Raw genomic sequence first — 24,356 nt, forward strand, 5'->3', positions numbered from 1 at the left:
GTCGGGACGAATACCGAGCGCCAACAGTGCCAATTGACGCCCTAGCGAATACGATCGCGGTCGATCGCAAATGCGCTGAACCATGGCCATTCCACGCCGTGGACCAACTGCCCGATCATCTTCGCGGCCAAGAAGCTGAAGGTGATCCCATTGCCGCCGTAGCCATAGGCGGCGAGGAGACGGGGGTGGCCCGGGACGCTTCCGATGAGCGGCAGGCCGTCCTGCGTCTGGCCGAAGGCCCCGGACCAGGCTCGATCGAGGTCAAGGTCGGCCATCGGTATCATGGCATGCAGTCGCGACTGCAAGGCCTTCGTCTTCTCCGGTCCGAGGGCTTCCCGCCGATCCGGATCGCTGAATTCCTCGTCCTCACCGCCGAAGATAATACGGCCATCCGCCGTAGTGCGGCAGTAGCAGTAGTCTTTTGAGGCTTCCCATATCAGTGCCGGACCTGGCCAAAGTATCCGAGGTGCTTGCGGGACGGTCGCGATTGCCCAGCTTGATGCGACGTGATGGAGGCCGTCACGGACGACCTCCGGCATGACATAGCCGGTGGCAAGCACGATCCGGTCGGCCTCTACGAGCCGCCCGCTGCCGAGCGTGACAGCAGCGCTACGGATAGTGGTGTCGAAGGCAACTGCCTCGTCGCGGATCAGTCTCGCTCCTCGCCGCACGGCTGCGGCGAGGAGGCCGTGACAAAGACTGAGCGGATCGGCTTCGGCCGAACCCGGCGAAACGATAGCAGCCGGCCGATCAAAGCCGAAAGCCTCGCGCAGCACCTTATGCTCGATGAAGTCGCCGGGTAACCCGGCCCGCATTCGCACGGCAATCTCTTCCCGGAGCTCGCGCGGGCCGCTTTCCCCCGCCGCAAGATAAATGGTTTGGCGCGAAGAAAAACCGCACGAGAGATTAAGCTCGCGGATGAGGCGGCCCAGGCCTTCGACAGCCTGAAAGCTCAGCCGATACACATCGGCAGCGCGCTCAAAGCCGTAGAGCGCAACGAGATCGCGCAGCGGCAAATCGATTTCCCATTGCAGCATGGCCGTTGAAGCGGCGGTGCTTCCGAAACCCTCGCGCTCGCGATCGATCACGGCAACGTCGAGGCCCTGGGCGGTCAGGTGCTCGGCGAGGAAAGCACCCGTGATGCCAGCGCCCACAATCACGATGTCGCAGCGAGCATCCTTTTCAAGAACTCGGCTGGGTGGGCGATGTGCGCGCCATGGCCCGGCTCCGCTGCGAAGGTCGTCGTGACCCGAGCGGATCGGATCAAGCATCTTCGGGGCTCAACTTGTCGTCCATGATCTGCCCCTCACGCCTGGATAGACTGAACGAGCAATGGGCATCGGTGTTCCGCGCCACGCCGCTGAGGGATTCGCGGTCACGCAGCGCCTTGCAAAGAAGAGCATGGGATCGTGGAACTGAACCGTGCAGGCCCGGTTGCATCCTAAGGCTAAGCCATTCGCCGTCCCGGACCGTCTCCAACTGCAAGCCGTTGCTAAGGTGACGGCGCCTCAAATTCCGGTCCGCTTCATTCGATCGACAGCGCACCCGGGAAGAGCCATGAAACCAACCATCGAAGTCTACACGGTCGCCATGCCCTGGTACGAACGCGAGGATTTTTCGCGTCTCTGGGAACTAGCCCATGATCGGGACGAAATGCCCTCAAGCTACGAGGTATGGCATCGCAACGCTCTTGCGGTCGTTAATGCATGGCTTGCCAGGGGGAGGGCGCTGGAGATCGTAACAATCCGGCCCGATGAATTCCTCGCGTGGATAGACGACCGAGGCCTTCCCAATACCGCCGAGGTCCGGCGTCAATATGTTGAGGAACTGGCAAGGCATTGTCATGATGTCGCGTAGGCACCCGGCCGTATTGTTGTGGGGTCAGGCTACGGTGGCCTGCCGCTAGGCGATTGTGCTGCCCAAATCTTCACAGCCGGACGGCCTGACCTCGCCGGTAAGTAGATTTTTGGGCTCGAAAACGTGGAGGCCTGCCAGCAGTCATGAACCGCCGAGGCTCCACGCCGCGCGACGACGCCCACGAACACTTTCACACCTCGATACGCGGCAAAAGGGAACCATCCGAGTGGCGTCAGGTTCGTCGGGCAGCCAGGTCGTGAGGACAACGGCAAACTCCCACGCCGCCTCTAAGCCAGCCCTCAACCACGTTTAGGAAATAACCGGCGCTCTTGAAGGCACATTTGAACAGCGCCAAATTTGGGAGGCTCGTATTGGCCGTAGTAGTCTGGAGGGCGAAACATGTCCTCTGACCAGGATGGCAAGCTTGGACCGGATGATCAGGTACAGACAGAGCTTGCCTTGGTGGATCGTCTGCTTGAGATCATCGCAACGGAGGGCCTGGTAGCTCCTGAGCTCTTGGAGCCGCATGCGACGGTCGATGAGATCGGGTTCTCGATCGACGACCTGACGCTTATCGGGAATGCGATCGAGCGGGAATACAATTGCGACATGATCCCCGATGAAGCCATGCAGCGTTGCCGAACGGTCCGCGAGCTGGTCGAGCTGATGGGCCGCCGGATCCAAAGCGCGAGTAACGCCAACTGAGAGTTCTCCGTGCCCTTCGAATCTCACAACTACTTCGCCATCGCGTCTCGCCCCTGAAAGCTGGCCGGATGAGTTCTCCGTTCTGACCGGCCGCGAGGGCAGCTCAGGCATCCAGGAAGTTAAATCTAAAATCCGAGCGAGCGGCTGTCGCGCACCTTTGTGTTGAGATCGATCTCTGAAGCGCAGCCATGGTCATTAGCCGGGGCCGCTAATCGCGTCGTTCAATCTCGCCCTGTTGGCTCAAGTGGACGGTGAAGCTTCGGCCATTCGTCATAGCGGTGCCCGTCCATCCGCCGTCTGAGCTGCGGGCGAGATCGTGCACATTGGGATAGCCATGAGATGCGAAGCTTTGTCTCGCGTCATCTTCGGATAGCGCTGACTTCGGCTGCATCGTGTCGGCAGGAGGAGCATCGTGCGGGGGCCCGGTCGGCGATATCTGCGCATGGGCTGGGCCGCTGAAAATCAGTGCAATAAGGACCATGCGAAGCCACATTTGGCTTTCCCCTCTAGGCCCCCCAAGGAACAAAAAGGTCCTAGTCCGACCGACCTCTTTGCCCTGACGCGTGATGAGATTTCACTCGATGATCTGTACGATCTTGCGCGAACTCGGCTCGACCAGCACGGTCTTGTCGTTGACGATCGCGTAGCGGTACTGCGTAACGCCGACGTCAGATGGCAATGCGCGCAAGGTCACCGATGACGGCAGCGCCGCTCCGACGGCAACCGACTCGGTGACCTTTACCGAAGCCGGCTTCTCCTTGACCACATATGCGCGGACCTTGCTCTGTTGGTCGGTGGTGATCGTGGTGGTGGTTGTCGAAGTCTGGGCAAACACCACTACGGGAGCCATTGCGATAGCGGCGGCGATGATGAATTTCTTCATTTTGGCCTCCTGGTTATCCCCCAGATTGAGGGCGTAACTGGGAGGCACAGTAAATGTTCCCGGGTAAGGTGAGCACGCCCCAGTAGTGCGGGTCGCGCCTCCGGCGCCTCCGCGATTCCGGCATCGCCCGGACCTCCTGGGAAATCGGTTCATCAGCGGTCGGCATCAGTGCATCTCCCGGTTCAGGAGACAACGAGCCAGCACTGAAAAGGGCCATGCCGGAACCGAACCGTGGTAGGTCGGTTGCGTCTCCAACAAAAGGAGACCGCCATGATGTTCGCCGAACAGATTCGGGAAGGCCTTGAGATCGTAGGGACGGACGGCGTGCATGTCGGCACTGTCGACGGTCTATCCGGGACGCTCCTCAAGCTCAAGAAGTCCGACCCGTCGTCCGGAGGCACGCAACACTACCTTGATATCGGGCTGATCGTCGCGATCGACGGCAATGCGGCTAAGCTGCTGGTGCCGGCTTCGGAAGCGAGGCAGCGCTGGTCGGCGGAAAGCGAGTGATGCGCCCGTGAACTTCGGCGCTGGGGCAGTACCCCCGGGGCTCTTTTTGCACATGGATCGTTGCGCCAGGCTGAGAGAGGTTCAATGGCAGCGCACGCGGGATCCCGGAGGGTCATCTATGCAGCGCTGACTGGAAATTGCCTGATCGCTGCAACTAAATTCGTTGCTGCGGGATGGACCGGAAGCTCCGCCATGCTCTCGGAGGGAGTTCATTCCCTGGTCGATACCGGCAACGGCGCCCTTCTTCTCTACGGTCTCAAGCGCGCTGCCCGCCCGCCGGACCTCACGCATCCCTTTGGCCATGGACGCGAGCTCTATTTCTGGAGTTTCATCGTCGCGCTGTTGGTCTTTGCAGTCGGCGCGGGCGTGTCGCTCTACGAAGGCGTAGCTCACATCATCGAGCCGCATCCGGCCACGAGCTTGACCACGAATTACGTTGTGCTCGGCCTGTCGGCCCTGTTTGAGGGATATTCTTGGCGGGTCGCGCTAAAGGAGTTCAAGGCCGCCAAGGGATCGCTGAGCTATTTCGCTGCCGTACGGCAGAGCAAGGATCCCAGCGTCTTCACAGTGCTGTTCGAAGATACCGCGGCCCTGCTCGGACTGCTCATCGCCTTCATCGGGATTACGGCAGCAGCCTTTTTCGAGCGTCCGGAACTGGATGGCGCGGCGTCGCTTCTGATTGGCCTCATCCTGGCGACCACGGCGATGCTGCTCGCGCGGGAAAGCAAGGCCTTGCTGCTGGGAGAAGCTGCGCTTCCGCATGTTCAGGAAGCGATCAGGGCTGCGGCCGAAAGTGATCCCGATGTCGAGCGCGTCAACGGGATGACCACGGTCCATCTCGGCCCGGATCAGATCGTGGTGGCGCTGAGCCTTGAATTCAAGGACGATCGCTCGACCGCTGATATCGAGGACTGCGTGGAGCGTGTCGAAGCGAAGCTCCGGGCGCACCGCTCGGATATCGTCTCCGTTTTCGTGAAGCCACAGACACCCGCTGCTTGGCGCGAGAGGCGGGCCCGGTTGGTCGAGTGAACCCGAAAATTGGGAATTCATCCGGGTGTTGGAACACCGCACCACGGTCAACCGGCTCGGACACCGGTCTCAATAGCCCGGATAGGCATGGCGCTTGAGCAGCTCGGCAAGGTGGGCGGCGTTGCGGGCGAGCATGCGATTCGTCGTCGCCGTCGCCTTTGGAACCTGGGCGAGATCGATGAAGTTCACGCGACCCATGGCTTCGCCGACCCAATAGGTCGGCCCGCCGGCGGCGATGGTGAAGCCGACATCGAAGAGCGCTTGCGCGATGGCGGCGGAGACGTGATGGGCCCCGTCCTCGTTGCCGACGACAGCGATGGCCGCGACCTTGCCACAGGCCGGCGTCCGATTCTGATTGTCGGCCTCGCTGAGCAACGCGTCCAGGCGCTCCAGCACGCGCTTGGCAATGCTCGACGGCTGGCCGAGCCAGATCGGAGTGCCGACAAGCAGGATGTCGCAAGCGTCGATCTTGCGCCTCAACGCTGGCCAGTCATCGCCATCGCCTTCATCGGACGAGACGCCCGGCTTGATGTTTAGGGCCGCTCGCTCGCGCAATCGTCCTGGAATTCCTGTAGGACGAGTTCGAGAATGCGCTGGGTCGAGGACCGTCCCTCGGGTTTCAAGGTGCAATTCAGTGCCAATATTGAGAGCGGCATCGGCAGGTCCGATCGTTGTCAGGAAGGGAGCCGCCGGAGCCCCGAGCGCAAGCCGTCGGCTTGGCCCGGGATCGACGGCATGTTGAGACGTACCAACGCGATCCGCGCCTGTTCCAACGCGCAAGCTGCGGTGCGTCACCGCACGGATGCGACGGGCGCCCTCTTGCCGGCGCGTACGGTTGCGCAACGAGGCTCCGCGCCGCGGCTCCGTTCCCGCCTTGGCTAGGTAGCCGCGAGCGCGGCTAGTTGCGTTGTTATCTTCAGCGGTCGCACAACGCTGGCGACCGCTGTGATCGCGCTTCGCTTGTTTCGGCCGGCTAGCTGCGCGTTCAGGATCGTTCTCGGAATGGAGACGACACGCCGATCTCGAGATTGAGCCCCCGGCCGGAACCATCGTCCACTCGCTTTGTTCTCTGCCGAAGTGTCCAGCCACGCCGGCGTCGGCGCCAGGGATTGGAACATCACATGCAAAACAGTAGCGATCATGAGATCAGGCGGCGGGATGTGCTCCTTGCCGGAGCCGCTTCCGCGGCGCTTGGGGTTTCCCCGCTGGCACAGGCTCAGACCGCTGCACCTGCCGAGAGGTCGATGACGCCCGACATGCCCTCGATGACCGACGTGTCGATGGTCGTGAACGGCGAAACACGCAATCTCAGGATCGATGTGCGCACCACCCTGCTCGACGCGCTTCGCGAGCATCTCCACCTCACCGGAACCAAGAAGGGCTGCGATCACGGCCAGTGCGGCGCCTGCACCGTGATCGTCGAAGGTCGCCGGATCAATTCCTGCCTGACGCTGGCCGTGATGCATGAGGGCGATCGCATCACCACCATCGAGGGGCTGGGCACGGCCGCGAACCTTCATCCGATGCAGGCCGCCTTCGTCAAGCACGACGGCTATCAATGCGGCTATTGCACTCCGGGCCAAATCTGCTCGGCCGTTGCGGTGCTCGACGAGATCAAGGCCGGCATTCCCAGCCACGTCAGCACGGATCTGCTGGCGCAGCCGGAGCTGACGGCCCTGGAGCTTCGCGAGCGCATGAGCGGCAATATCTGCCGTTGCGCGGCCTATCCCAACATCATCGACGCCATCAGCGAGGTGGCGGGGAGGAAGGCATGAGGTCCTTCATCTATGAGCGCGTAGCTTCGCCGGCAGAAGCGGTTGCCGCTGCCACTCGGACCCAAGGCGCGAAATTCATCGCCGGCGGCACCAATCTGCTCGACCTCATGAAACTTGAGATCGAGACGCCGACACATCTGATCGACGTGAACGGGCTCGCCTTCGACAAGATCGAAGCCGCGCCTGACGGCGGTCTGCGGATCGGCGCCTTGGTGCGCAACACCGATCTCGCCGCGGATGAGCGCGTGCGGCGCGACTATCCCTTGCTCACGCGCGCCTTGGTCGCCGGTGCCTCCGGCCAGTTGCGCAACAAGGCGACGACGGCGGGCAACCTCCTCCAGCGCACACGCTGCCCCTATTTCTATGACACCGACCAGCCCTGCAACAAACGCCGACCGGGCAGCGGTTGCGCCGCCATCGGCGGTTTCACGCGCAATCACGCCATCCTTGGCACCAGCGACGCCTGCATCGCGACGCATCCGAGCGACATGGCCGTGGCCATGCGCGCGCTCGATGCAACCGTGGAGACGCTGGGCTCGGACGGTGCGACACGGCGTATTCCCATCGCCGAGTTCTACCGATTGCCCGGCGACACGCCCCAGATCGAGACCATGCTCATGCCGGGAGAGCTGGTCACCGCCGTCACCTTGCCGAAGTCGGTCGGCGGCGCGCAGATCTATCGCAAGGTTCGCGACCGAGCCTCCTATGCCTTCGCCCTGATCTCGGTCGGCGCCATCGTCCAGCGCGACGGCAGCGGACGCGTGGCACTAGGTGGCGTGGCCCATAAGCCATGGCGCATCGAGGCGGCCGAAGCCGAACTGCCGCGCGGCGCCAAGGCTGCCGCCGCGCAGCTTCTTGCCGGCGCCAACCCGACCCGGGAGAACGCATTCAAGCTACCGCTGGTCGAGCGCACGCTCAGTGCGGTTCTGACGGAGGCGAAGGGGTAGCGCCATGAAGTTCGATACCCCTGCGACGACGAATCCGATCGACCAGCTCAAGGTGATCGGCCAGCCCACCAGCCGGATCGACGGCCCGCTCAAGACCACCGGCACGGCGCCCTACGCCTATGAACGGCACGATGTCGTACCGAACCAAGCCTATGGCTATGTGGTCGGCGCGGCGATCGCGAAGGGGCACATTGCTGCGATCGATCTTACGGAAGCGAAGGCCGCGCCCGGCGTGCTGGCGATCGTCACGGCGGAAAACGCCGGCAAGCTGAGCAAGGGCGGCCGGAACACCGCGGCGCTGCTCGGCGGCCCCGCCATCGAGCATTACCATCAGGCGGTTGCGCTCGTCGTCGCCGAGACCTTCGAGCAGGCCCGCGCGGCCGCCAAGCTGGTCCGCGTGGATTACACGCGCGCCGAAGGTGCCTTCGATCTCGCCGCTTCCAGGAACTCGGCAGGCACGCCCAAACCGGGCTTCGGTGGCCCTCCCGATACCTCCGTCGGTGATTTTGCCAAGGCCTTTGCTGCGGCGCCCGTCCAGCTCGACGAGACCTACACGACGCCCGACCAGTCGCACGCAATGATGGAGCCGCATGCCACGCTCGCCGCCTGGGACGGGGACAGGCTCACGGTTTGGACGTCCAACCAGATGATCGCCTGGGCGGCCGGCGACCTCGCGAAGACGCTCGGCATCTCCAGGGACAAGGTTCGCGTCCTCTCGCCCTTCATCGGCGGCGGCTTCGGCGGCAAGCTCTTCCTGCGCACCGATGTGCTGCTCGCGGCCCTCGGCGCGCGAGCCGCCGGGCGGCCGGTCAAGGTCGCCTTGACGCGCCCGCTCATGGCCAACAACACGACGCACCGGCCGGCGACAATCCAGCGCATCCGCATCGGTGCGACGCGCGACGGCAAGATCGCTGCGATCGGTCATGAGAGCTGGTCCGGCGACCTGCCCGACGGCGGCCCCGAGGAAGCGGTGAACCAGACCCGGCTGCTTTACGCCGGCGCCGACCGCATGACGGCGACACGGCTCGCCGTGCTCGATCTCGCCGAGGGAAACGCCATGCGCGCTCCGGGCGAGGCTTCAGGGATGATGGCGCTCGAGGTCGCCATCGACGAAATGGCCGAGAAGCTCGGGCTCGATCCGGTGGAGTTCCGCATCCTCAATGACACCCAGGTCGATCCGGAACATCCGGAGCGGCCGTTCTCACAACGTCATCTCGTCGAATGCTTGCGCAGCGGCGCGGAGCGCTTCGGCTGGAGCAAGCGTCAGGCGCAACCCGGACGCATGCGCGATGGAAACACCCTTATCGGCATGGGCGTCGCCGCGGCTTTCCGCAACAACCTGCTGACGAAGTCGGCCGCCCGCGTCCGGCTCGACAGCGGCGGCTTGGTGACCGTCGAGACCGACATGACCGATATCGGCACCGGCAGCTACACCATCATCGCCCAGACCGCGGCGGAGATGATGGGCCTACCCATCGAGAAGGTGGCGGTCCGTCTCGGGGATTCAACCTTTCCGGTCTCCTGCGGTTCGGGCGGACAATGGGGCGGCAACAATTCGACGGCCGGGGTCTACGCCGCTTGCCTTAAGCTGCGTGAAATGGCCGCCCAAAAGCTGGGCTTCAATGCTGCCGAAGCCGTCTTCGTCGACGGTCATGTCCGCGCGGGCAATCGCGCCTCTCTCGCCGAGGCCGCCGGTTCCGAGGGGCTCCTTGCCGAAGACCGCATTGAATATGGCGACCTCGACAAGAAGTACCAGCAATCGACCTTCGGCGCGCATTTCGTCGAGGTCGGTGTCGATGCTGCGACCGGCGAGACCCGCGTCAGGCGCATGCTTGCCGTCTGCGACTGTGGCCGCATCCTGAACCCGACGACCGCGCGCAGCCAGTTGATCGGCGCCATGACCATGGGCGTCGGCGCTGCCCTCACGGAGGAGCTGGTCGTCGACAAGCGCGCCGGCTTTTTCGTCAACCACGACCTCGCCGGCTATGAAGTGCCGGTCCATGCCGATATTCCGCACCAGGACGTGGTCTTCCTCGACGGAGCTGATCCGATCTCGTCGCCAATGAAGGCCAAGGGCGTGGCGGAGCTCGGAATCTGCGGGGTAGCAGCGGCAGTGGCGAATGCGATCTACAACGCTACCGGGGTGCGCGTGCGAGATTATCCCATCACCTTGGATAAGTTGATTGCGCGGCTGCCGGACATGTAGTGGGAACGCGGCACGCAAGTCGATTGATCTGCTTTGCGCCGCGTAGAGAGGCGAACGGTATGACCGCTCGGCCAAGCCGGCGTGGCGGACTGGCGCGTTCTCCGGATCGCAATGGGGTTTGCCTCGAAGAGTTCGGCACCGTGTGAGGATGCCGCTCTGCGGGGGGCGAGTTCGCGCGACTGAGCGCGACCTATGGGTGGATTGTCATCCGTTCAAATCCCTGGCGCCGACGTCGAGGTGGCTGGACACTTCGGCAGCGAACAAAACCACTGGACTATGGATAGCGCAATCGCATGCGTGATTTTTGTTTGGAGGCCGGTCATCAACGTGTAACTACGGTCCGCCGAAACAAACGAAGCGCGATCGCCGCTGCTGAGAGCGTGACTCCAGCGCTGGCGATAAAGACGGCATTCAAATCTTCAATCCCGGCTACCCAGCCCAGAGTCGGGCTTCCCACCGCAATCGCGATATCGAGGAAGACGGTATAGATCCCCATGATCAGCCCCCGGGTTTCCGGAGAGCTATTCCGTACTGCCTCCACGCCGAACCCTGGATAGACGAGGGCATATCCGAACCCGGCCAATGCGGCCCCGACGGTGGCGAACATGCCGCTGCGCGCAAGCCCCATGAGAAGTAACCCAGCCGCTTGCACCACCACGAACAGCATGGCGATCCTGGCGCCGCCGAACCTGTCGGGCAGATGACCGCAGATCACTCGTGCCGCGATCAACGCGACGCCGAAGGCGGTGAAGGCGAGCCAGACCGGTTGCCAGCCATGATTGCTGTAGAGCAACGAACCGAAGGCGAGGATGGCGCCGTAACCGACACTGCTGAGTGCGGCTCCGATCCCGGGAAGCCAGACTGCGTTCAGGACTCGTCGCAGGGAACTCCCGGTTTGTCGAGACAGCCCGTGGGGAGCGGGTACTCGCAGCAGGCCGAACAGTACGATGAGAGGGAGCAGCGTCGTGGCGAGCCCGATGGCCGCGAAGCCGTGCGAGGCGAACGACGTCGTCCCGATCGGCCCGCCCAGGGCAAGGGCGGCGAACATGGCCGTGCCGACCCAGGCGATCACCTTCCCGGCGTGATGATCCTCGACGGTGGCCAACCCCCAGCTCACGCCTCCGGTAATGATGAAGCTCTCGGCACCGCCCAGCAGCGCGCGCCCGGTCAAGAGGATGGCGACGGACAGGGTGGGCGATCCCTCGGCGGCGGAGGCGAGCAGGTAGAGGAGTCCGGATGCACAGGCGCCGACGAGGCCGAGCATCACTGTCCGCTTTCCGCCATGCGTATCGGCGTGAGTCCCTGACCAGATGCGCGTCGCCACGGCCGCAACGAACTGCGCGCCCGCCACGAGGCCGACGACGAAGGTGCCGAAGCCGAGATCGCGGTTCACGTGCAGCGGCAGAACCGGGAGGGCGATGCCGATGACCAGGAAGCCCGTCAGGACTGCCGCCATGATCGGCCACAGGACGAAGGCAACGGACCGCGCTGATCCGGGCGGAACCGACGAAGCTTCCATGCTCAATTGGCGGCTCGCTTCTCGAACACGGCACGTGCCACTGGCGCCGCTGAGAAGGCATTCGGCCAACCGGCGTAATAGGCGAGGTGGCTGATCACCTCCGACGCTTCCGCCCGCGTCAGGCCATTATCCATGGCCCGATTGAGGTGGTAGGGAATCTGCTCCACCTGTCCGGCCGAAATCAGGGCGCTGACCGTGACGAGGCTGCGGTCGCGCGGCGCGAGGTCGGGCCGCAGCCACAGATCCCGGAACAGAACTTCCGTCGTGTCGCGCACCAGGCCGGGTGAAGCCGGTCCCGTGCCCTGCTCGACGCGGGCGGCACGATCAGCCTCGGCCTTCTCGTCGAGCGGCAGGAATTCGACCCGGGCCTTGGGGAGCTGGTCGGCGCCGATACCGCGTGCCTCGAAGACATCCTTCGTGATCGCCGTCGCCGCCATCGCATTACCCCATCCGGCATAGAAGGCGAGATGGGTGATGACCTCGGAGAGTTCGGCGGGCTTCACGCCGTTGTCGAGGGCGAGCCTGATCTGCTCGGGGAGAAGGATGCCCTGGTTTCGGGTGATCACCGCCGCGACGGTGACGATGCTGCGGTCACGCGGCGACAGGTCGGGGCGCTTCCAGAGATCATTCGCCAGCTTTTCGGTGGCATAGCGTTCCAGGGCCGGTGAGACGGTCGCAACGTCGGAGCGGGAAAGGCTTCCGGTCTGCGAACCGGTCTGCGCAATGGCGTCGGCCGAGCCCATGGAGAGTGCGAGCGCCAGAAGGGTCGAGGGTTTCATGGCTTCCTCCCGATCAGCGATACTGTTCGTCGGACACCGGCTCGAGCCAGTCGACGTTCTTGTTGTCCTGCATGTAGCTGAGGGCGATGTGCGCCATCGGGCTCGTCGCGGTCGCGCCATGCCAGTGCTTCACGCCAGCGGCGATCCAGACGACATCGCCGGGGTTGATCACGCGCCGGTCCTTGCCGTCCTCCTGGATCCAGCCCTGGCCCGCGGTGACGATGAGCAACTGCCCGGCGGGATGGGTGTGCCAAACGGTGCGCGCGCCCGGGGCAAAGTTCACCAGTCCGGTGCTTGCCCGGGTAATGTCGGTTGGCGGGAACAGCGGGCTGATGACGGCGTGCCCTGAGAAATTGCCGGCGACGCCGATCACCGAGGCCGCGCTGCCGTTGGCCTTGATCTCGATGGTTTCCGCTTGCGCCGGAACGATGCCGACCGCGCTGACGGCGGCGGCTGCAAGGATCTTGTTCATCCGGGACTCCCTTAGATTTTCGGCACCTGCCGATGCAGGTGCTGCTGTCCTGACGAACATAGGGCCCTGCCGAATACGCGATTAGATGTTAAGTTCGGCATGAACCCATAAGGAAAGCTACTGAATGGCGGGCGATAGCCTGAACGATCTCTCCGCCTTCCTCGCCGTTGCGGAGGAACGGAACTTCACCCGGGCGGCGAAGCGCCTCGGGGTGTCGCAGTCGGCCTTGAGCCAGACCATTCGCGTTCTCGAGGCGCGGCTGGGCCTGCGACTGCTGACCCGCACGACGCGCCGCGTCGCTCCGACCGAAGCCGGTGAGCGGCTGATCAACTCCGTTGGCCCGCGGATCGCGGAGATCCAGCGGGAACTGGACGGCTTGAGCGAGCTTCGGGAAAAACCGTCCGGAACGATCCGCCTGACGGCCTCGGAGCATGCTGCCGAGTCGATCCTCTGGCCTGCGGTCGCCAGGCTCGTGAACGACTATCCCGACATCAAGGTCGAGATCGTGATCGATTACGGCCTGACCGACATCGTCGGCGAGCGTTTCGACGCGGGCGTGCGGCCGGGCGAGACGGTCGCCAAGGACATGATCGCCGTGCCGATCGGCCCGGAGCTGCGGATGGCCGTCACCGGTTCACCTGCCTATTTCGCGAAGCGTCCACCGCCGAAAGCGCCACAGGACCTGACGGATCACAACTGCATCAATCTGCGTCTGCCGATCCATGGTGGTCTCTATGCCTGGGAATTCGAGAAGAAGGGCAGGGAGCTCAACGTCCGGGTCGATGGCCAACTGACATTCAACACGGCGAGCCTCATGCTGAAGGCCGCGCTGGAGGGATACGGGCTGGTCTATCTGACCGAAGGCCAGGTCGCGCCCTATCTGGCCGATGGGCGGCTCGTCCGCGTTCTGGCCGATTGGTGCGAGCCGTTCTCCGGCTACCATCTCTACTACCCGAGCCGGCGCCAGCCGACACCAGCCTTCGCCTTGCTGGTCGAGGCGCTCCGGTATCGGCGTTGACCGGAAGCGCCGCTGGATTTCGGCGCACTCCATGTTGCGGCGTTCGACGGGTCTAAACGCGAAGCAGTGTCTTGATGGCCCTGCGCTCGTCCATGGCGCGGTAGCCTTCCGCAACATCTTCAAGAGGCAGCGTCAGGTCGAAGACTTTTCCTGGATTGATCTTGCGCCCCAGCACGAGGTCGATGAGGTCCGGCAGAAACCGGCGCACGGGTGCCGGGCCGCCGAGCAGGTTTTTCTGGGCGAAGAACAGGAACTCGCCGTTCAGCTCGACGCCATGGGGCACGCCGACGAAGCCGATGGAGCCACCGGGCCTCGCGCAATTGATCGCCTGATGCATGGACTCGTTGGTTCCGACGCATTCGAGCACCGAGTCCGCGCCGACCCCTTTGGTCAATTCCTTGATCCGGGTGACGCCGATTTCCCCCCGTTCGGACACGATGTCGGTCGCTCCGTATTCCAGGGCAAGGTCCTGCCTGGTCTTATGGCGGCTCATCGCGATGATGCGTTCCGCGCCCATCTGGCTGGCTGCGAGCACGCCCATCAGGCCGACCGCGCCGTCGCCCACCACCGCGACCGTCGAGCCGGGTTGCACCCGTGCTGCATTGGCGGCGTACCAGCCGGTGCCGAGCACGTCCGAGACCGCCAACAGGCTGGGGATCAGATCGTCGTCGGGCATGGTAGCGGTGGCGACCAACGTGCCGTCGGCCAACGGCACGCGGGCATGGGGCGCCTGCGCGCCCGACATGAACTCGCGCTGCTCGCAGGAAGACTGGAACCCGAAGCGGCAGTGCGGGCAGGTGTTGTCCGACAGAACGAAGGAGCCGATGACGAATTGGCCCGGCTTCACGGTCTTCACAGCGCTGCCGACCTCGACCACCACGCCGCAGTACTCGTGGCCCATATGCATCGGGCCATCGACGGGCTGGAGTCCACGGAAGGGCCAGAGATCGGATCCGCAGATGCAACTGGCCGAGAGTTTGATAATCGCGTCGGTGGGCTTGAGAATTTGCGGATCGGCTACCTCTTCGCAGCGGATATCGCCGGGGCCGTGCAGAACGGTTGCGAGCATGATGTGAGCTCCGATGGGGTTCAGGAGGCGTTTTCGACGCGCAGCGGATACTCACCGCGCACCAGCAACGGCTTGGCTCCTTGGTCGAGGCGCCCGAGCCGGATCAGGCCGCGCGACCAGCGATAGGGGCCATGGAACATCGCGAGGTTGCCCCAGGGGGCATAGTAGCAAAGGTCGCCGACAGCCTCTCCATCGAAGCGATCGCTGCCGTCCTCGGTCAACTTGCGCGGAAGGTAGGCGATCTTCTCATTGGTCGAATAGTCGCCGATCTTCAGGTCCAAAGGCAGCAGGGAGAAGAGATCGCGTGCGGAGGGATTGTCCTCCAGCGTCGCCGTGAATTCCTGATCCGCCAAGGCAAATCGAAGACGCATGGCGGCTCCTTTCCGATCCGAGGACGCATCGGTCTGCGCCCGAGCCATGGAATGAGAGGCGAGGGCGGTCGCGCCTCCCGCCAGGAAAGCGCGACGAGACTGCACTGTGTCCTCGAATGTCATTCGTCACGCGGCCAGATGCCGGTTGAAGAAGCTGGCCAGCTTGTCGAAGGGGATGACGTCCACCTTGTCGTAGAGATCGACATGGCTGGCTCCCGGGATGATCATCAGCTCCTTCGGCTCTGCCGCAGCCGCGTAGGCGGTTTCGCTGAAATACCGCGAGTGAGCCTTCTCGCCATGGATCAGCAGCACCGGCCGCGACGAGATCTCCTTGATGTAGGTCAGGAGCGGCATATTCATGAACGAGAGCGGCGTGGTCCGTGTCCATGAGCTGCCGGAGTTGACGGCACGCGGATGATAGCCGCGCGGCGTCCGATAGTAGTCGTGGTAGTCGACCAGGAACTGCGCCTCGCCGCCTTTCAAGTCGTTATAGGGCGGCTGGTAGGCCGGGGCTCCGTTGGCGGCGTCTTCCCAGCGCTGTCGGCTCATCTGCTCCAGCGCCTGCGTGCGCTGCTCGAGCGTCACGCTGTCGTTGTAGCCCTTCGACATGACCCGGGTCATGTCATACATGGTGCTGGCGACGACGGCCTTGACCCGCTTGTCGACGGCAACGGCATTCAAGGCCATGCCGCCCCAGCCGCAGATGCCGATGACGCCGATCCGCTCGCGATCGACGGAGGGGTGCAGACCAAGATAATCGATGGCGGCGCTGAAATCCTCGGTATTGATATCGGGCGAAGCGACGTTGCGGGGCTCGCCACCGCTTTCGCCGGTGAAGGACGCATCGAAGGCCAGCGTGATGAAGCCGCGCTCCGCCATCGTCTGCGCGTAGAGACCGGACGACTGCTCCTTCACCGCGCCGAACGGACCTCCGACGGCCAAGGCTGCCAGCCGTCGATCGCCCCGGCTCTTGGGCAGATACAGATCGCCCGCCAGGGTAATGCCGTACCGGTTCCTGAAGGTGACCGTCAGGTGATCGACCTTCTCGCTCTTCGGGAAGGTCTTGTCCCAGTCCGCTGCCATGTTCTGAGCCCTTGCGTTGGAGATGGTGAGGAGCGGTGCGGCGGCCAAGATCGCCATGCCGGCCCCGGTAGTTTTCATGAGCTCGCGACGGTCCATGCGTGTGGTCGGCGCGGTGGTCGTGTTGGTACTCATCGATGTCTCCCGTTCTCTGTAGTCATTCGGGCTTGAGCAGGCGTTGACCGCTGCCAATCACGGCAATGCCGATGGCGGCCATGAGCACGCTTCCCGCGAAGGTCGCGAAGATCGACAGGCCATCGAGCAGCAACCCGCCGATCACTGCACCGAGCAGGATCGAGGCCTGGATCGCCGCGACCATGAGGCTTCCGGCGGCCTCCGGTGCATCGTCGACGTTCTGTGACATCCAGGTCATCCAGATCACCGACATGGCGGTGTTCATCGCGCCCCAGAGCGCCAGGAAGAGTCCCGCCGCGACAACCGAATAGCCGAGCAGCAGAAGGCCGAGCGTGCAGCCCCCCATCAGCAGCGTGGGGACTTTCAAGAGAGGCGCGACGCTGCCGCTCAGGAAGCGGCCGGAGGCCCAGGTTCCGACGAACCCGGCGCAGCCGAGCGCCAGCAACAGGATCGAGAGCGTCGTCACATCCGCACCCGTCACCTGTTCCAGGAACGGGCGCAGATAGGTGAACATCGTGAAGGCCGAGCCCCAGGAGAGCATCGAGGCGACGAGGCCACGCAGGAAATGCGGACGCTTCAGCAGGCCGAACATGGTCCGGAAATCCTGGCGCTGGCGGGCCGGAAGCGACGGCAGTGCGACCACATGCCAGACGAGGTTGATGGCGACGATCGGCGTCAGCGCCCAGAACACGGCACGCCAGCCGAAGATGCCGCCGAGATAGCTGCCGACGGGCGCGGCGAAGGCCGCTGCAATGGCTTGTCCGCCATACATCAGGGCCAGGGCGCGGGGCACCTCGCTCCCCGGAACCAGCCGCATGATGACGGCGGCCGCCAGCGCCCAGAAACCGCCGATGCAGATGCCGAGCAGGGCACGGCCAAGCATCAGCACGGTGAAGTCCGACGCGGCGGCGACCATCACCAGCGAGACCAGCATGAAGCCCGTCAGTCCGACCAGGACCCATTTGCGATTCAGCGTCCCGGCGGCGGTGGTGATGACCATGCTCGCCGCCACCGCGAAGAGACCGCTGATCGAGATCGCCTGTCCGGTCTGGCCTTCGGTCGCGCGCAGCCCTTCGGCCATCGGCGTCAGCAAGCTGACCGGCATAAACTCCGAGGCGATCAGCATCGCCACGCAAAGCGCCATCGAGAGGACGGCGCCCCAAGCCGCGATCGGCTTGGCTTCTTCATTCGATAAGGCGGCAACCGTCATGATCGTTTGCTCCTGCATGCGTTGTTGCAGTGCAAACTAGCGAGTCAGCCGTCGAACGATTACCCGTCGGAATACGCATGAACTAATCGAGTGGATCGATTAGTCTAGCCCGTGCCGGAACCTGGGGAACTCTCATGGACAAGACCGATCTCAACCAGCTCAGGTGGTTCCAGATCGTCGCCGAGGAGCACAGCTTCACCCGGGCAGCGGCGAAGATCGGCGTGGCGCAATCGACCCTCAGCTACACGATCAAGCAGCTCGAGGCGCAGATGGGCATTCGGCTCCTGACCCGGACGACGCGCAACGTTGCGACTACGGCAGCGGGGGAGCGGCTACTCCAGACCATCACGCCGCGGATCGCAGAAATCGAGGACGAGATCGCGGCGCTGACCGCGTTGCGCGACAAGCCGTCGGGCTCGATCCGGCTGACGCTATCCGATCATGCCCTCGAAAGCGTCGTCTGGCCGAAGCTGAAGCCGGTTCTCCGCGACTATCCCGACATCCATGTCGAACTGATCCTCGACAGCACCTTCCGCAATATCGTCGAGGAGGGCTTCGATGCCGGTGTCCGGTTGGGCGAGAGCGTCGAGAAGGACATGATCGCCGTGCGGATCGGCCCGGACTGGCGGCTGGTGGCCGTCGCTTCTCCCGGCTATCTCGCTACGCATGGCGTGCCGGAACATCCGCAGGATCTGGTCCGCCACGTCTGCATCAACATGCGCCACGAAACGGCCGGCGGGCTCTATGCCTGGGAGTTCGAGAAGGACGGGCAGGAGCTGCGCGTCCGGGTCAGCGGCCAGCTCACCTTCAACAACTCCTACGCCATGATCGACGCAACGGTGAACGGCTACGGCATCGCCTACGTCCCCGACGACATCGTCGAGCGGCAGATCGCTTCGGGCGAATTAGTCCAGGTTCTCGATGACTGGTCGCCCTTTTTCGACGGCTACTTCCTCTATTATCCGAGCCGCCGTCAGAACCTCCCCGCGTTCAAGGTCATCGTGGACGCGCTTAGGTATCGGAGTGGAGCCGCGGGCTAAGCTCGGCCGACAACGAACTTCTTCGGCACGAGGACATGCAGGCCTGCCGCCGTTGGCCAGTAGATCGTGAACCGCTGGTCTGGAATGCCATCGCCCTTGCAGACCAGCTCGACGATCTCGTCCCTGATCAGTTCGACCCCGTTGGCCCGGGCGTGTGCGATGAGGAAGCTGGCAAGCTCGGCAGGCGCCTCCGACATCGCGAGCTCCGGCAGCGGATAGGTCTCGTCCCTGAAGAAATAGATGCCATCTGGCAGCGTTGGAACGGCGATCATAGCGGTGATCTGATGACAGCACTTGGAATGGGTATGAGCGGGGGGCGCCCTTCAATATTGATGAAACTTGCAGAAAATGCATGTCCCATCAATATCGACGCCGGACTGGGTGCCGCTAGGTGTGTTCGAAACGATCTCACATCCGCATGCCTGACGTTACCCCGTCGACCGGGTTGAAGTCGCTCCAGAGCCCGTCTTCGATCGAGACCTGATGGACCCCTAGGGCGAGCGCGATCCCGCAGACGATTCTGATGCTGTTCCGATCATCCTCGTCGAGCGTCTTGAAAATCTTCGTCGTCATAGGATGGTCGTCAGCCAGCTCGTGACGGAGCCGGGCAAGTCTGGCCCTGACTTGGAGAGGGGTGTAGCCCTCGGCTGCCAGCCTTTCGGGGAAGTCCTTGATCAGGTCCGCCCGGACCGGAACCTCCATGCCGTCGAACTTGAACCAGCGGTAGCCGTCATCGGTGTCCGGCAATGGCATCCTGTCGGTTACCGCCATGATGGAAAGGGTTTCGATCGCTCCGGCGAGCGCGGCCTGTCGGGTCGGGTAAATCTCCGGGCTACCGATGATCCTCGGCACTCCCGGGGGTAGGTCCTTGAATACGACGTCAGCCTGCCAACCCCCGCCTTCGTGAAAGACGTGGACCCCGTCGACCTTCGAGAGACGCCACCAGGCCATCGAAGACTCGGCGCTCATCGTCCGCACATCGATCGTCGGGACGCCGACGTCGATGAGCTTGCTCTTCAGGTCCTTGAGCACCGCGCTGGCGCGAAGGCGATTCTCGTACTTGGAATGATCGTAGGTCATGGAGGTCCGCCGAATGGGTCCGCCCAGGAACGGCGGCGTTGACCTCGAAGTCCTCATGGAGGCGCGCAAGGCGCAAACGATCGCAGCAGCCCGACGTCGCTCAGCTCTCCTTGAACCCTCACGCCGATAGCCAGAAAAAAGCCTGCCGCGAAGGTGCGGCAGGCTGATGCGTCAATTGCGGTGCGCTGATGCGTCAATAAGGCAAACTATGGTTCCACTCACATTTGCCACTCCTGTTGATCAGAGGGGCTGACATGCACGAGTCAGTGATGAAGCTCGTCGTCTTCGACCTCACGTTTAGTTCAGGCCTGACGGATGCTGGCCGACGCGCCGTGTTCCAGGCCGTTGGAAGCTAGCGGCCCCGAATGCCCGATCTGATTGGCTGAAAAGCAAAGCGCCGCCCGGCTTGATGGCCGGGCGGCGCAAATCTGTTTGCGGAACTTTTCCTAAAATCGAGGCAACATTATGCCTCTCTTTTCAAACATCAACTCGGCATATCATGAGCAGCCGGTGGTATTACCGCAGGTGTTGCACTTCAGACAGGTTCCGTTCCGCACCAGCGTGAAGTTGCCGCATTCGCCGCAGCTGTCGCCGACATAGCCCTTCATGATCGCCTCGGCGCGGCGCTCGGACTGGCTCGGCTGGGCGGCCGGGGCCGCGAAGCCCAGCTTGGCCATCTCCGCCTCGCCATAGGCCTCCGGTTCCTCCTTCAGCGCGGTCGCGCCGGCCGTGGCCAGCGCCGTCACGGACGAGGCCGAGCGGGCGACCGCATCGTTCGCCGCCCCGCCGCCCTGGATAGCGAGCAGGTTGATCGGCTTGCCGCGGCGGAAGCCGGTGGAGGCGAGGGGGGTCGAGGTGATCGGAGCCGCAGCATCCGGCGCCTTGTCCTGGCCGACGCCGCCGCCGATCACGTCATGGCCGATCTCGCTCGGGTCGACATGGGCGAGGTCGTTGCGGCCGAGATAGGAGATCGCGAGCTCGCGGAAGACGTAGTCGAGGATCGAGGTCGCGTTCTTGATCGACTGGTTGCCGGCAACGAAGCCCGAGGGCTCGAAGCGGGTGAAGGTGAAGGCCTCGACATACTCCTCCAGCGGCACGCCATATTGCAGGCCGAGCGAGACCGCGATGGCGAAGTTGTTCATCATCGCCCGGAAGGCGGCGCCTTCCTTGTGCATGTCGATGAAGATCTCGCCCAGGCGCCCGTCCGAATACTCGCCGGTGTGGACATAGACCTTGTGGCCGCCGACCACCGCCTTCTGGATGTAGCCGGTACGGCGATCGGGCAGCTTCTCGCGCTCGCGCTTGCGCTCGATACGCTCGACGATGCGTTCGACGATCTTCTCCGAGATCTGCGTGGCACGTGCCGCCATCGGCGCCGCGACCAGCGTCTCGACGGCGTCATCGGCCTCGTCGTCCTCATCCGAGATCAGCGCGGAGTTCAGCGGCTGCGAGAGCTTGGAGCCGTCGCGGTAGAGGGCGTTCGCCTTCAGCGCCAGCTTCCAGGAGAGCATATAGGCGCTCTTGCAGTCCTCGACCGTCGCGTCGTTGGGCATGTTGATGGTCTTGGAGATCGCCCCCGAGATGAAGGGCTGCGCCGCCGCCATCATGCGGATATGGCTCTCGACCGAGAGATAGCGCTTGCCGATGCGGCCGCAGGGATTGGCGCAATCGAAGACGTTGTAGTGCTCGGTCTTGAGATGCGGGGCGCCTTCCAGCGTCATCGCGCCGCAGACATGGACGTTGGCGGCCTCGATCTCGGCCTTGGTGAAGCCGAGGAAGGGCAGGAGCTCGAACGACATGTCGTTCAGCTTCTCGGCCGGGACCTTGAGCGTGCCGGTGAGGAAATCCTCGCCCAGCGTCCACTTGTTGAAGACGAACTTGATGTCGAAGGCGCTCTTCAGCCCCTTCTCGACCGCCTCGATCTTCTCGTCGGTGAAGCCCTTGGCGCGCAGCGTCGAGGGGTTGATGCCCGGCGCCTGCTTCATCGAGCCGTGGCCGACGGCATAGGCCTCGATCTCGGCGATATCCGCCTCGCGGTAACCCAGCGCCCGCAGCGCGTCCGGTACGGCGCGGTTGATGATCTTGAAGTAGCCGCCGCCGGCGAGCTTCTTGAACTTCACCAGCGCGAAGTCGGGCTCGATGCCGGTGGTGTCGCAATCCATGACGAGACCGATCGTGCCGGTCGGCGCGATCACGGTCGCCTGGGCGTTGCGGTAGCCGTAGCGCTTGCCCTGCTCCAGGGCTTCGTCCCAGACGATGCGCGAGCGCTCCGCCATGGTCACGGCCGAGCCGCCGAGGCGGGCCAGCGTCGCATGGTCGAGCGGGACCGGGGTGACGCTCAGGCCCTCATAGCCGTCGGCGAGGCCATGGGCCGCCGTGCGGTGGTTGCGGATGACGCGCAGCATGTGGCTGGCGTTCTTCTTGTAGCCGGGGAAGGGGCCGAGCTCGCCCGCCATCTCCGCCGAGGTCGCATAGGCGACGCCTGTCATGATCGCGGTGAGGGCACCAGCTAAAGCGCGGCCCTCGTCCGAGTCGTAGCCGAGGCCCATGGTCATCAGCAGGCCGCCGATATTGGCGTAGCCGAGGCCGAGCGTGCGGTACTCGTAGGAAAGCTCGGCGATCTCGCGGCTCGGGAACTGCGCCATCGTCACCGAGATCTCGAGCACGACGGTCCAGAGCCGGCAGAGATGCTCATAGGCCGCGACGTCGAAGGACTTGGTCTGCGTATCGTAGAACTGCAGGAGGTTGGCCGAGGCCAGGTTGCAGGCGGTGTCGTCGAGGAACATGTACTCGGAGCACGGGTTGGACGCCCGGATCCGGCCGGAAGCCGGGCAGGTGTGCCAGTCGTTCATCGTCGAGTTGAAATGCAGGCCGGGATCGGCCGAGGCCCAGGCGGCGTAGCCGATCTTCTCCCAGAGGTCGCGGGCCTTCAGCGTCTTGAGGACCTTGCCGGTGGTGCGGCCGGTCAGGTTCCAGTCATTGTCGTTCTCGACAGCGCGCAAAAAGTCGTCGGTCAACGAGACCGAGTTGTTCGAGTTCTGGCCGGAGACGGTGAGATAGGCGTCGGAATCCCAGTCGGTGTCATAGGTGTCGAAGGAGATGTCCTTGTAGCCCTGCTTGGCGAACTGGATGACGCGCTTGATGTAGTTGTCCGGCACAAGGGACTTGCGGGCGAGCTTGATCTCGCGCTTCAGCGCCGGGTTCTGCTCGGGATCGAAGCAAGAGTCGCCGTCGCCTTCGCAGTTCACGCAGGCCTTGAGCACGGCCTTCATATGCTTCTTGACGATCTTGGAGCCGGTGACGAGAGCCGCGACCTTCTGCTCCTCCTTCACCTTCCAGTCGATATAGGCCTCGATATCCGGATGGTCGGCATCGACGACCACCATCTTGGCGGCGCGGCGGGTGGTGCCGCCCGACTTGATGGCGCCGGCGGCGCGGTCGCCGATCTTGAGGAAGGACATCAGGCCCGAGGACTTGCCGCCGCCGGCGAGTTTTTCGCCTTCGCCGCGCAGCATCGAGAAGTTCGAGCCGGTGCCGGAGCCATACTTGAACAGGCGGGCTTCGCGGACCCAGAGGTCCATGATGCCGCCCTCGTTGACGAGGTCGTCCTGCACGCCCTGGATGAAGCAGGCATGTGGCTGCGGATGCTCGTAGCTCGACTTCGACTTCACCAGTTTGCCGGTCTTGAAGTCGACGTAGAAATGGCCCTGGCTCGGGCCATCGATGCCATAGGCCCAGTGCAGGCCGGTGTTGAACCATTGCGGCGAGTTCGGCGCGACGCGCTGGGTCGCGAGCATGAAGCGCAGCTCGTCATGGAAGGCCGCGGCATCCTCCTCGGAGGAGAAATAGCCGCCCTTCCAGCCCCAATAGGTCCAGCAGCCGGCGAGGCGGTCGAAGACCTGCTTCGACGAGATCTCGGAGCCGTAGCGCTCGCCTTCCGGCAGCTCGGCGAGAGCGGCCTCGTCGGCAACGGAACGCCAGAGGAAGGAGGGGACGCCGTTTTCCTCGACCTTCTTCATGCGCGCGGGCACGCCGGCCTTGCGGAAATACTTCTGAGCGAGCACGTCGCTCGCGACCTGGGACCAATCCTCGGGAACCTCGATGCCTTCGAGCCGGAAGACGACGGAGCCGTCCGGGTTCTTGATCTCGCTGACGGCCGATCGGAACGGGATCGCGGCGTAGGGCGATTGTCCGGCGGAGGTATAGCGGCGCTCGATGCGCATGATCTTCGTCCTTGCATGCCGCGGGTGGATACCCCGCGCGGCCGGTTGATCGCCGGCTCCTGATGTCAGTCCAAACTCGGTTCGATGCCTCGTGGGTCCTTGGCGGTGTCGCCCCGCTTGCAGGCCCGGACGCGCCCAAAATGCCCGTGCAAATCCGTTCGCTTCCGCTGATGTCGGCGGATGCGGCGGCAGGCCCGTAAGCACTCTGGAAAACTAGGGTTCGCAGTCATCCAGAGGGGGTGCCGCCGGCCGTCATGCGATGGTCAAAATCTAGCGCCGTTCGCGACGCTCCGTCAAGGAATAGTGGAGCGCCATCCTTGTGGATACGACATGTGGTAGGGATGTGTGGGTTGTGGGGATAAGTTTCAAGGCCCTGGCTAAGCCTTGGAAATGGCGAAGAGAATCGCTGCCCCGCGGCAACATTGCCACAGCGCTGTGCGAAGCGCAG

Annotated in this window: 22 protein-coding genes; 9 read left to right on the forward strand and 13 right to left on the reverse strand. The window is 63.9% G+C overall.

Annotation, left to right across the window (positions count from 1 at the left end; all coding sequences use genetic code 11):
• Positions 1–41 precede the first annotated feature (41 nt).
• Positions 42–1,271 (reverse strand): NAD(P)/FAD-dependent oxidoreductase, encoded by a 1,230-nt coding sequence (locus tag AC1DEZ_RS00195; protein WP_476778146.1) that lies wholly within the window; start codon positions 1,269–1,271, stop codon positions 42–44.
• A gap of 286 nt (positions 1,272–1,557) precedes the next feature.
• Between AC1DEZ_RS00195 and AC1DEZ_RS00200 the strand changes: the two genes are divergently transcribed.
• Positions 1,558–1,857, forward strand: a complete 300-nt coding sequence (locus tag AC1DEZ_RS00200; RefSeq protein ID WP_476778147.1) for a hypothetical protein — start codon at positions 1,558–1,560, stop codon at positions 1,855–1,857.
• Between the two features lie 399 nt (positions 1,858–2,256).
• The gene (locus AC1DEZ_RS00205) at positions 2,257–2,562 is read left to right on the forward strand and encodes an acyl carrier protein (RefSeq protein WP_476778148.1); all 306 of its coding nucleotides are present in this window, start codon (positions 2,257–2,259) and stop codon (positions 2,560–2,562) included.
• Positions 2,563–3,136: 574 nt separating this feature from the next.
• Here the strand turns inward: AC1DEZ_RS00205 and AC1DEZ_RS00210 are convergent.
• On the reverse strand, positions 3,137–3,445 hold the full coding sequence (locus AC1DEZ_RS00210) for a DUF1236 domain-containing protein (RefSeq protein ID WP_476778149.1): 309 nt from the start codon (positions 3,443–3,445) through the stop codon (positions 3,137–3,139).
• Positions 3,446–3,715: 270 nt separating this feature from the next.
• Here AC1DEZ_RS00210 and AC1DEZ_RS00215 point away from each other — a divergent pair, with 270 nt between their 5' ends.
• Both AC1DEZ_RS00215 and AC1DEZ_RS00220 read left to right on the forward strand, forming a co-directional pair.
• Positions 3,716–3,955 carry a DUF2171 domain-containing protein gene (locus AC1DEZ_RS00215; RefSeq protein WP_476778150.1) on the forward strand — a complete coding sequence of 80 codons (240 nt, stop codon included), beginning with the start codon at positions 3,716–3,718 and terminating at the stop codon, positions 3,953–3,955.
• A gap of 84 nt (positions 3,956–4,039) precedes the next feature.
• Positions 4,040–4,984, forward strand: a complete 945-nt coding sequence (locus tag AC1DEZ_RS00220) for a cation diffusion facilitator family transporter (RefSeq protein WP_476778752.1) — start codon at positions 4,040–4,042, stop codon at positions 4,982–4,984.
• 69 nt (positions 4,985–5,053) lie between these two features.
• Here AC1DEZ_RS00220 and AC1DEZ_RS00225 read toward each other — a convergent pair whose 3' ends face one another.
• On the reverse strand, positions 5,054–5,539 hold the full coding sequence (locus tag AC1DEZ_RS00225; protein ID WP_476778151.1) for a flavodoxin family protein: 486 nt from the start codon (positions 5,537–5,539) through the stop codon (positions 5,054–5,056).
• A 554-nt stretch (positions 5,540–6,093) separates the two neighbouring features.
• Between AC1DEZ_RS00225 and paoA the strand changes: the two genes are divergently transcribed.
• Genes paoA through paoC form a run of 3 tightly spaced genes read left to right on the forward strand, consistent with a single transcriptional unit; the run spans position 6,094 to position 9,912 of the window.
• Entirely contained in the window at positions 6,094–6,759 is a 666-nt protein-coding gene (gene paoA, locus AC1DEZ_RS00230; RefSeq protein WP_476778152.1) for an aldehyde dehydrogenase iron-sulfur subunit PaoA, read from the forward strand.
• Entirely contained in the window at positions 6,756–7,706 is a 951-nt protein-coding gene (locus AC1DEZ_RS00235; protein WP_476778153.1) for an FAD binding domain-containing protein, read from the forward strand. Before paoA ends, AC1DEZ_RS00235 begins: the two co-directional genes overlap by 4 nt.
• Positions 7,707–7,710: 4 nt before the next feature.
• Positions 7,711–9,912, forward strand: coding sequence for an aldehyde oxidoreductase molybdenum-binding subunit PaoC (gene paoC / locus AC1DEZ_RS00240; RefSeq protein ID WP_476778154.1), 2,202 nt, complete (start codon positions 7,711–7,713; stop codon positions 9,910–9,912).
• Between the two features lie 322 nt (positions 9,913–10,234).
• Here paoC and AC1DEZ_RS00245 read toward each other — a convergent pair whose 3' ends face one another.
• From AC1DEZ_RS00245 to AC1DEZ_RS00255, 3 genes are read right to left on the reverse strand one after another with little or no spacing between them, the layout of a single operon-like run.
• Entirely contained in the window at positions 10,235–11,431 is a 1,197-nt protein-coding gene (locus tag AC1DEZ_RS00245; protein ID WP_476778753.1) for an arabinose transporter, read from the reverse strand.
• Positions 11,432–11,433: 2 nt separating this feature from the next.
• A complete protein-coding gene (locus tag AC1DEZ_RS00250; RefSeq protein ID WP_476778155.1) occupies positions 11,434–12,210 on the reverse strand; it encodes a carboxymuconolactone decarboxylase family protein in 777 nt (258 codons plus the stop codon).
• 13 nt (positions 12,211–12,223) lie between these two features.
• Complete coding sequence (locus AC1DEZ_RS00255; RefSeq protein WP_476778156.1) at positions 12,224–12,742, reverse strand: (R)-mandelonitrile lyase; 519 nt, start codon at positions 12,740–12,742, stop codon at positions 12,224–12,226.
• Between the two features lie 64 nt (positions 12,743–12,806).
• On the opposite strand from AC1DEZ_RS00255, the gene AC1DEZ_RS00260 reads away from it, so the two are divergent.
• Complete coding sequence (locus AC1DEZ_RS00260; RefSeq protein ID WP_476778157.1) at positions 12,807–13,700, forward strand: LysR family transcriptional regulator; 894 nt, start codon at positions 12,807–12,809, stop codon at positions 13,698–13,700.
• A 52-nt stretch (positions 13,701–13,752) separates the two neighbouring features.
• Here the strand turns inward: AC1DEZ_RS00260 and AC1DEZ_RS00265 are convergent, their stop codons facing one another.
• From AC1DEZ_RS00265 to AC1DEZ_RS00280, 4 genes are all read right to left on the reverse strand, one after another.
• On the reverse strand, positions 13,753–14,769 hold the full coding sequence (locus AC1DEZ_RS00265; RefSeq protein ID WP_476778158.1) for a zinc-dependent alcohol dehydrogenase family protein: 1,017 nt from the start codon (positions 14,767–14,769) through the stop codon (positions 13,753–13,755).
• 20 nt (positions 14,770–14,789) lie between these two features.
• Complete coding sequence (locus AC1DEZ_RS00270; protein WP_476778754.1) at positions 14,790–15,188, reverse strand: cyclophilin-like fold protein; 399 nt, start codon at positions 15,186–15,188, stop codon at positions 14,790–14,792.
• A 78-nt stretch (positions 15,189–15,266) separates the two neighbouring features.
• The gene (locus AC1DEZ_RS00275) at positions 15,267–16,355 is read right to left on the reverse strand and encodes an alpha/beta hydrolase (protein ID WP_476778159.1); all 1,089 of its coding nucleotides are present in this window, start codon (positions 16,353–16,355) and stop codon (positions 15,267–15,269) included.
• A gap of 22 nt (positions 16,356–16,377) precedes the next feature.
• Positions 16,378–17,565, reverse strand: coding sequence for an MFS transporter (locus AC1DEZ_RS00280; protein ID WP_476778160.1), 1,188 nt, complete (start codon positions 17,563–17,565; stop codon positions 16,378–16,380).
• 134 nt (positions 17,566–17,699) lie between these two features.
• Here AC1DEZ_RS00280 and AC1DEZ_RS00285 point away from each other — a divergent pair, with 134 nt between their 5' ends.
• On the forward strand, positions 17,700–18,605 hold the full coding sequence (locus AC1DEZ_RS00285) for a LysR family transcriptional regulator (RefSeq protein ID WP_476778161.1): 906 nt from the start codon (positions 17,700–17,702) through the stop codon (positions 18,603–18,605).
• Here AC1DEZ_RS00285 and AC1DEZ_RS00290 read toward each other — a convergent pair.
• From AC1DEZ_RS00290 to AC1DEZ_RS00300, 3 genes are all read right to left on the reverse strand, one after another.
• Complete coding sequence (locus AC1DEZ_RS00290; protein ID WP_476778162.1) at positions 18,602–18,877, reverse strand: hypothetical protein; 276 nt, start codon at positions 18,875–18,877, stop codon at positions 18,602–18,604. The genes AC1DEZ_RS00285 and AC1DEZ_RS00290 overlap by 4 nt on opposite strands.
• 136 nt (positions 18,878–19,013) lie before the next feature.
• Positions 19,014–19,685 (reverse strand): hypothetical protein, encoded by a 672-nt coding sequence (locus AC1DEZ_RS00295; protein ID WP_476778163.1) that lies wholly within the window; start codon positions 19,683–19,685, stop codon positions 19,014–19,016.
• 497 nt (positions 19,686–20,182) lie between these two features.
• Positions 20,183–23,908 carry a vitamin B12-dependent ribonucleotide reductase gene (locus AC1DEZ_RS00300; RefSeq protein ID WP_476778164.1) on the reverse strand — a complete coding sequence of 1,242 codons (3,726 nt, stop codon included), beginning with the start codon at positions 23,906–23,908 and terminating at the stop codon, positions 20,183–20,185.
• Positions 23,909–24,356: the final 448 nt, after the last annotated feature.

This window comes from Allobosea sp. 10L422 (assembly GCF_056395345.1).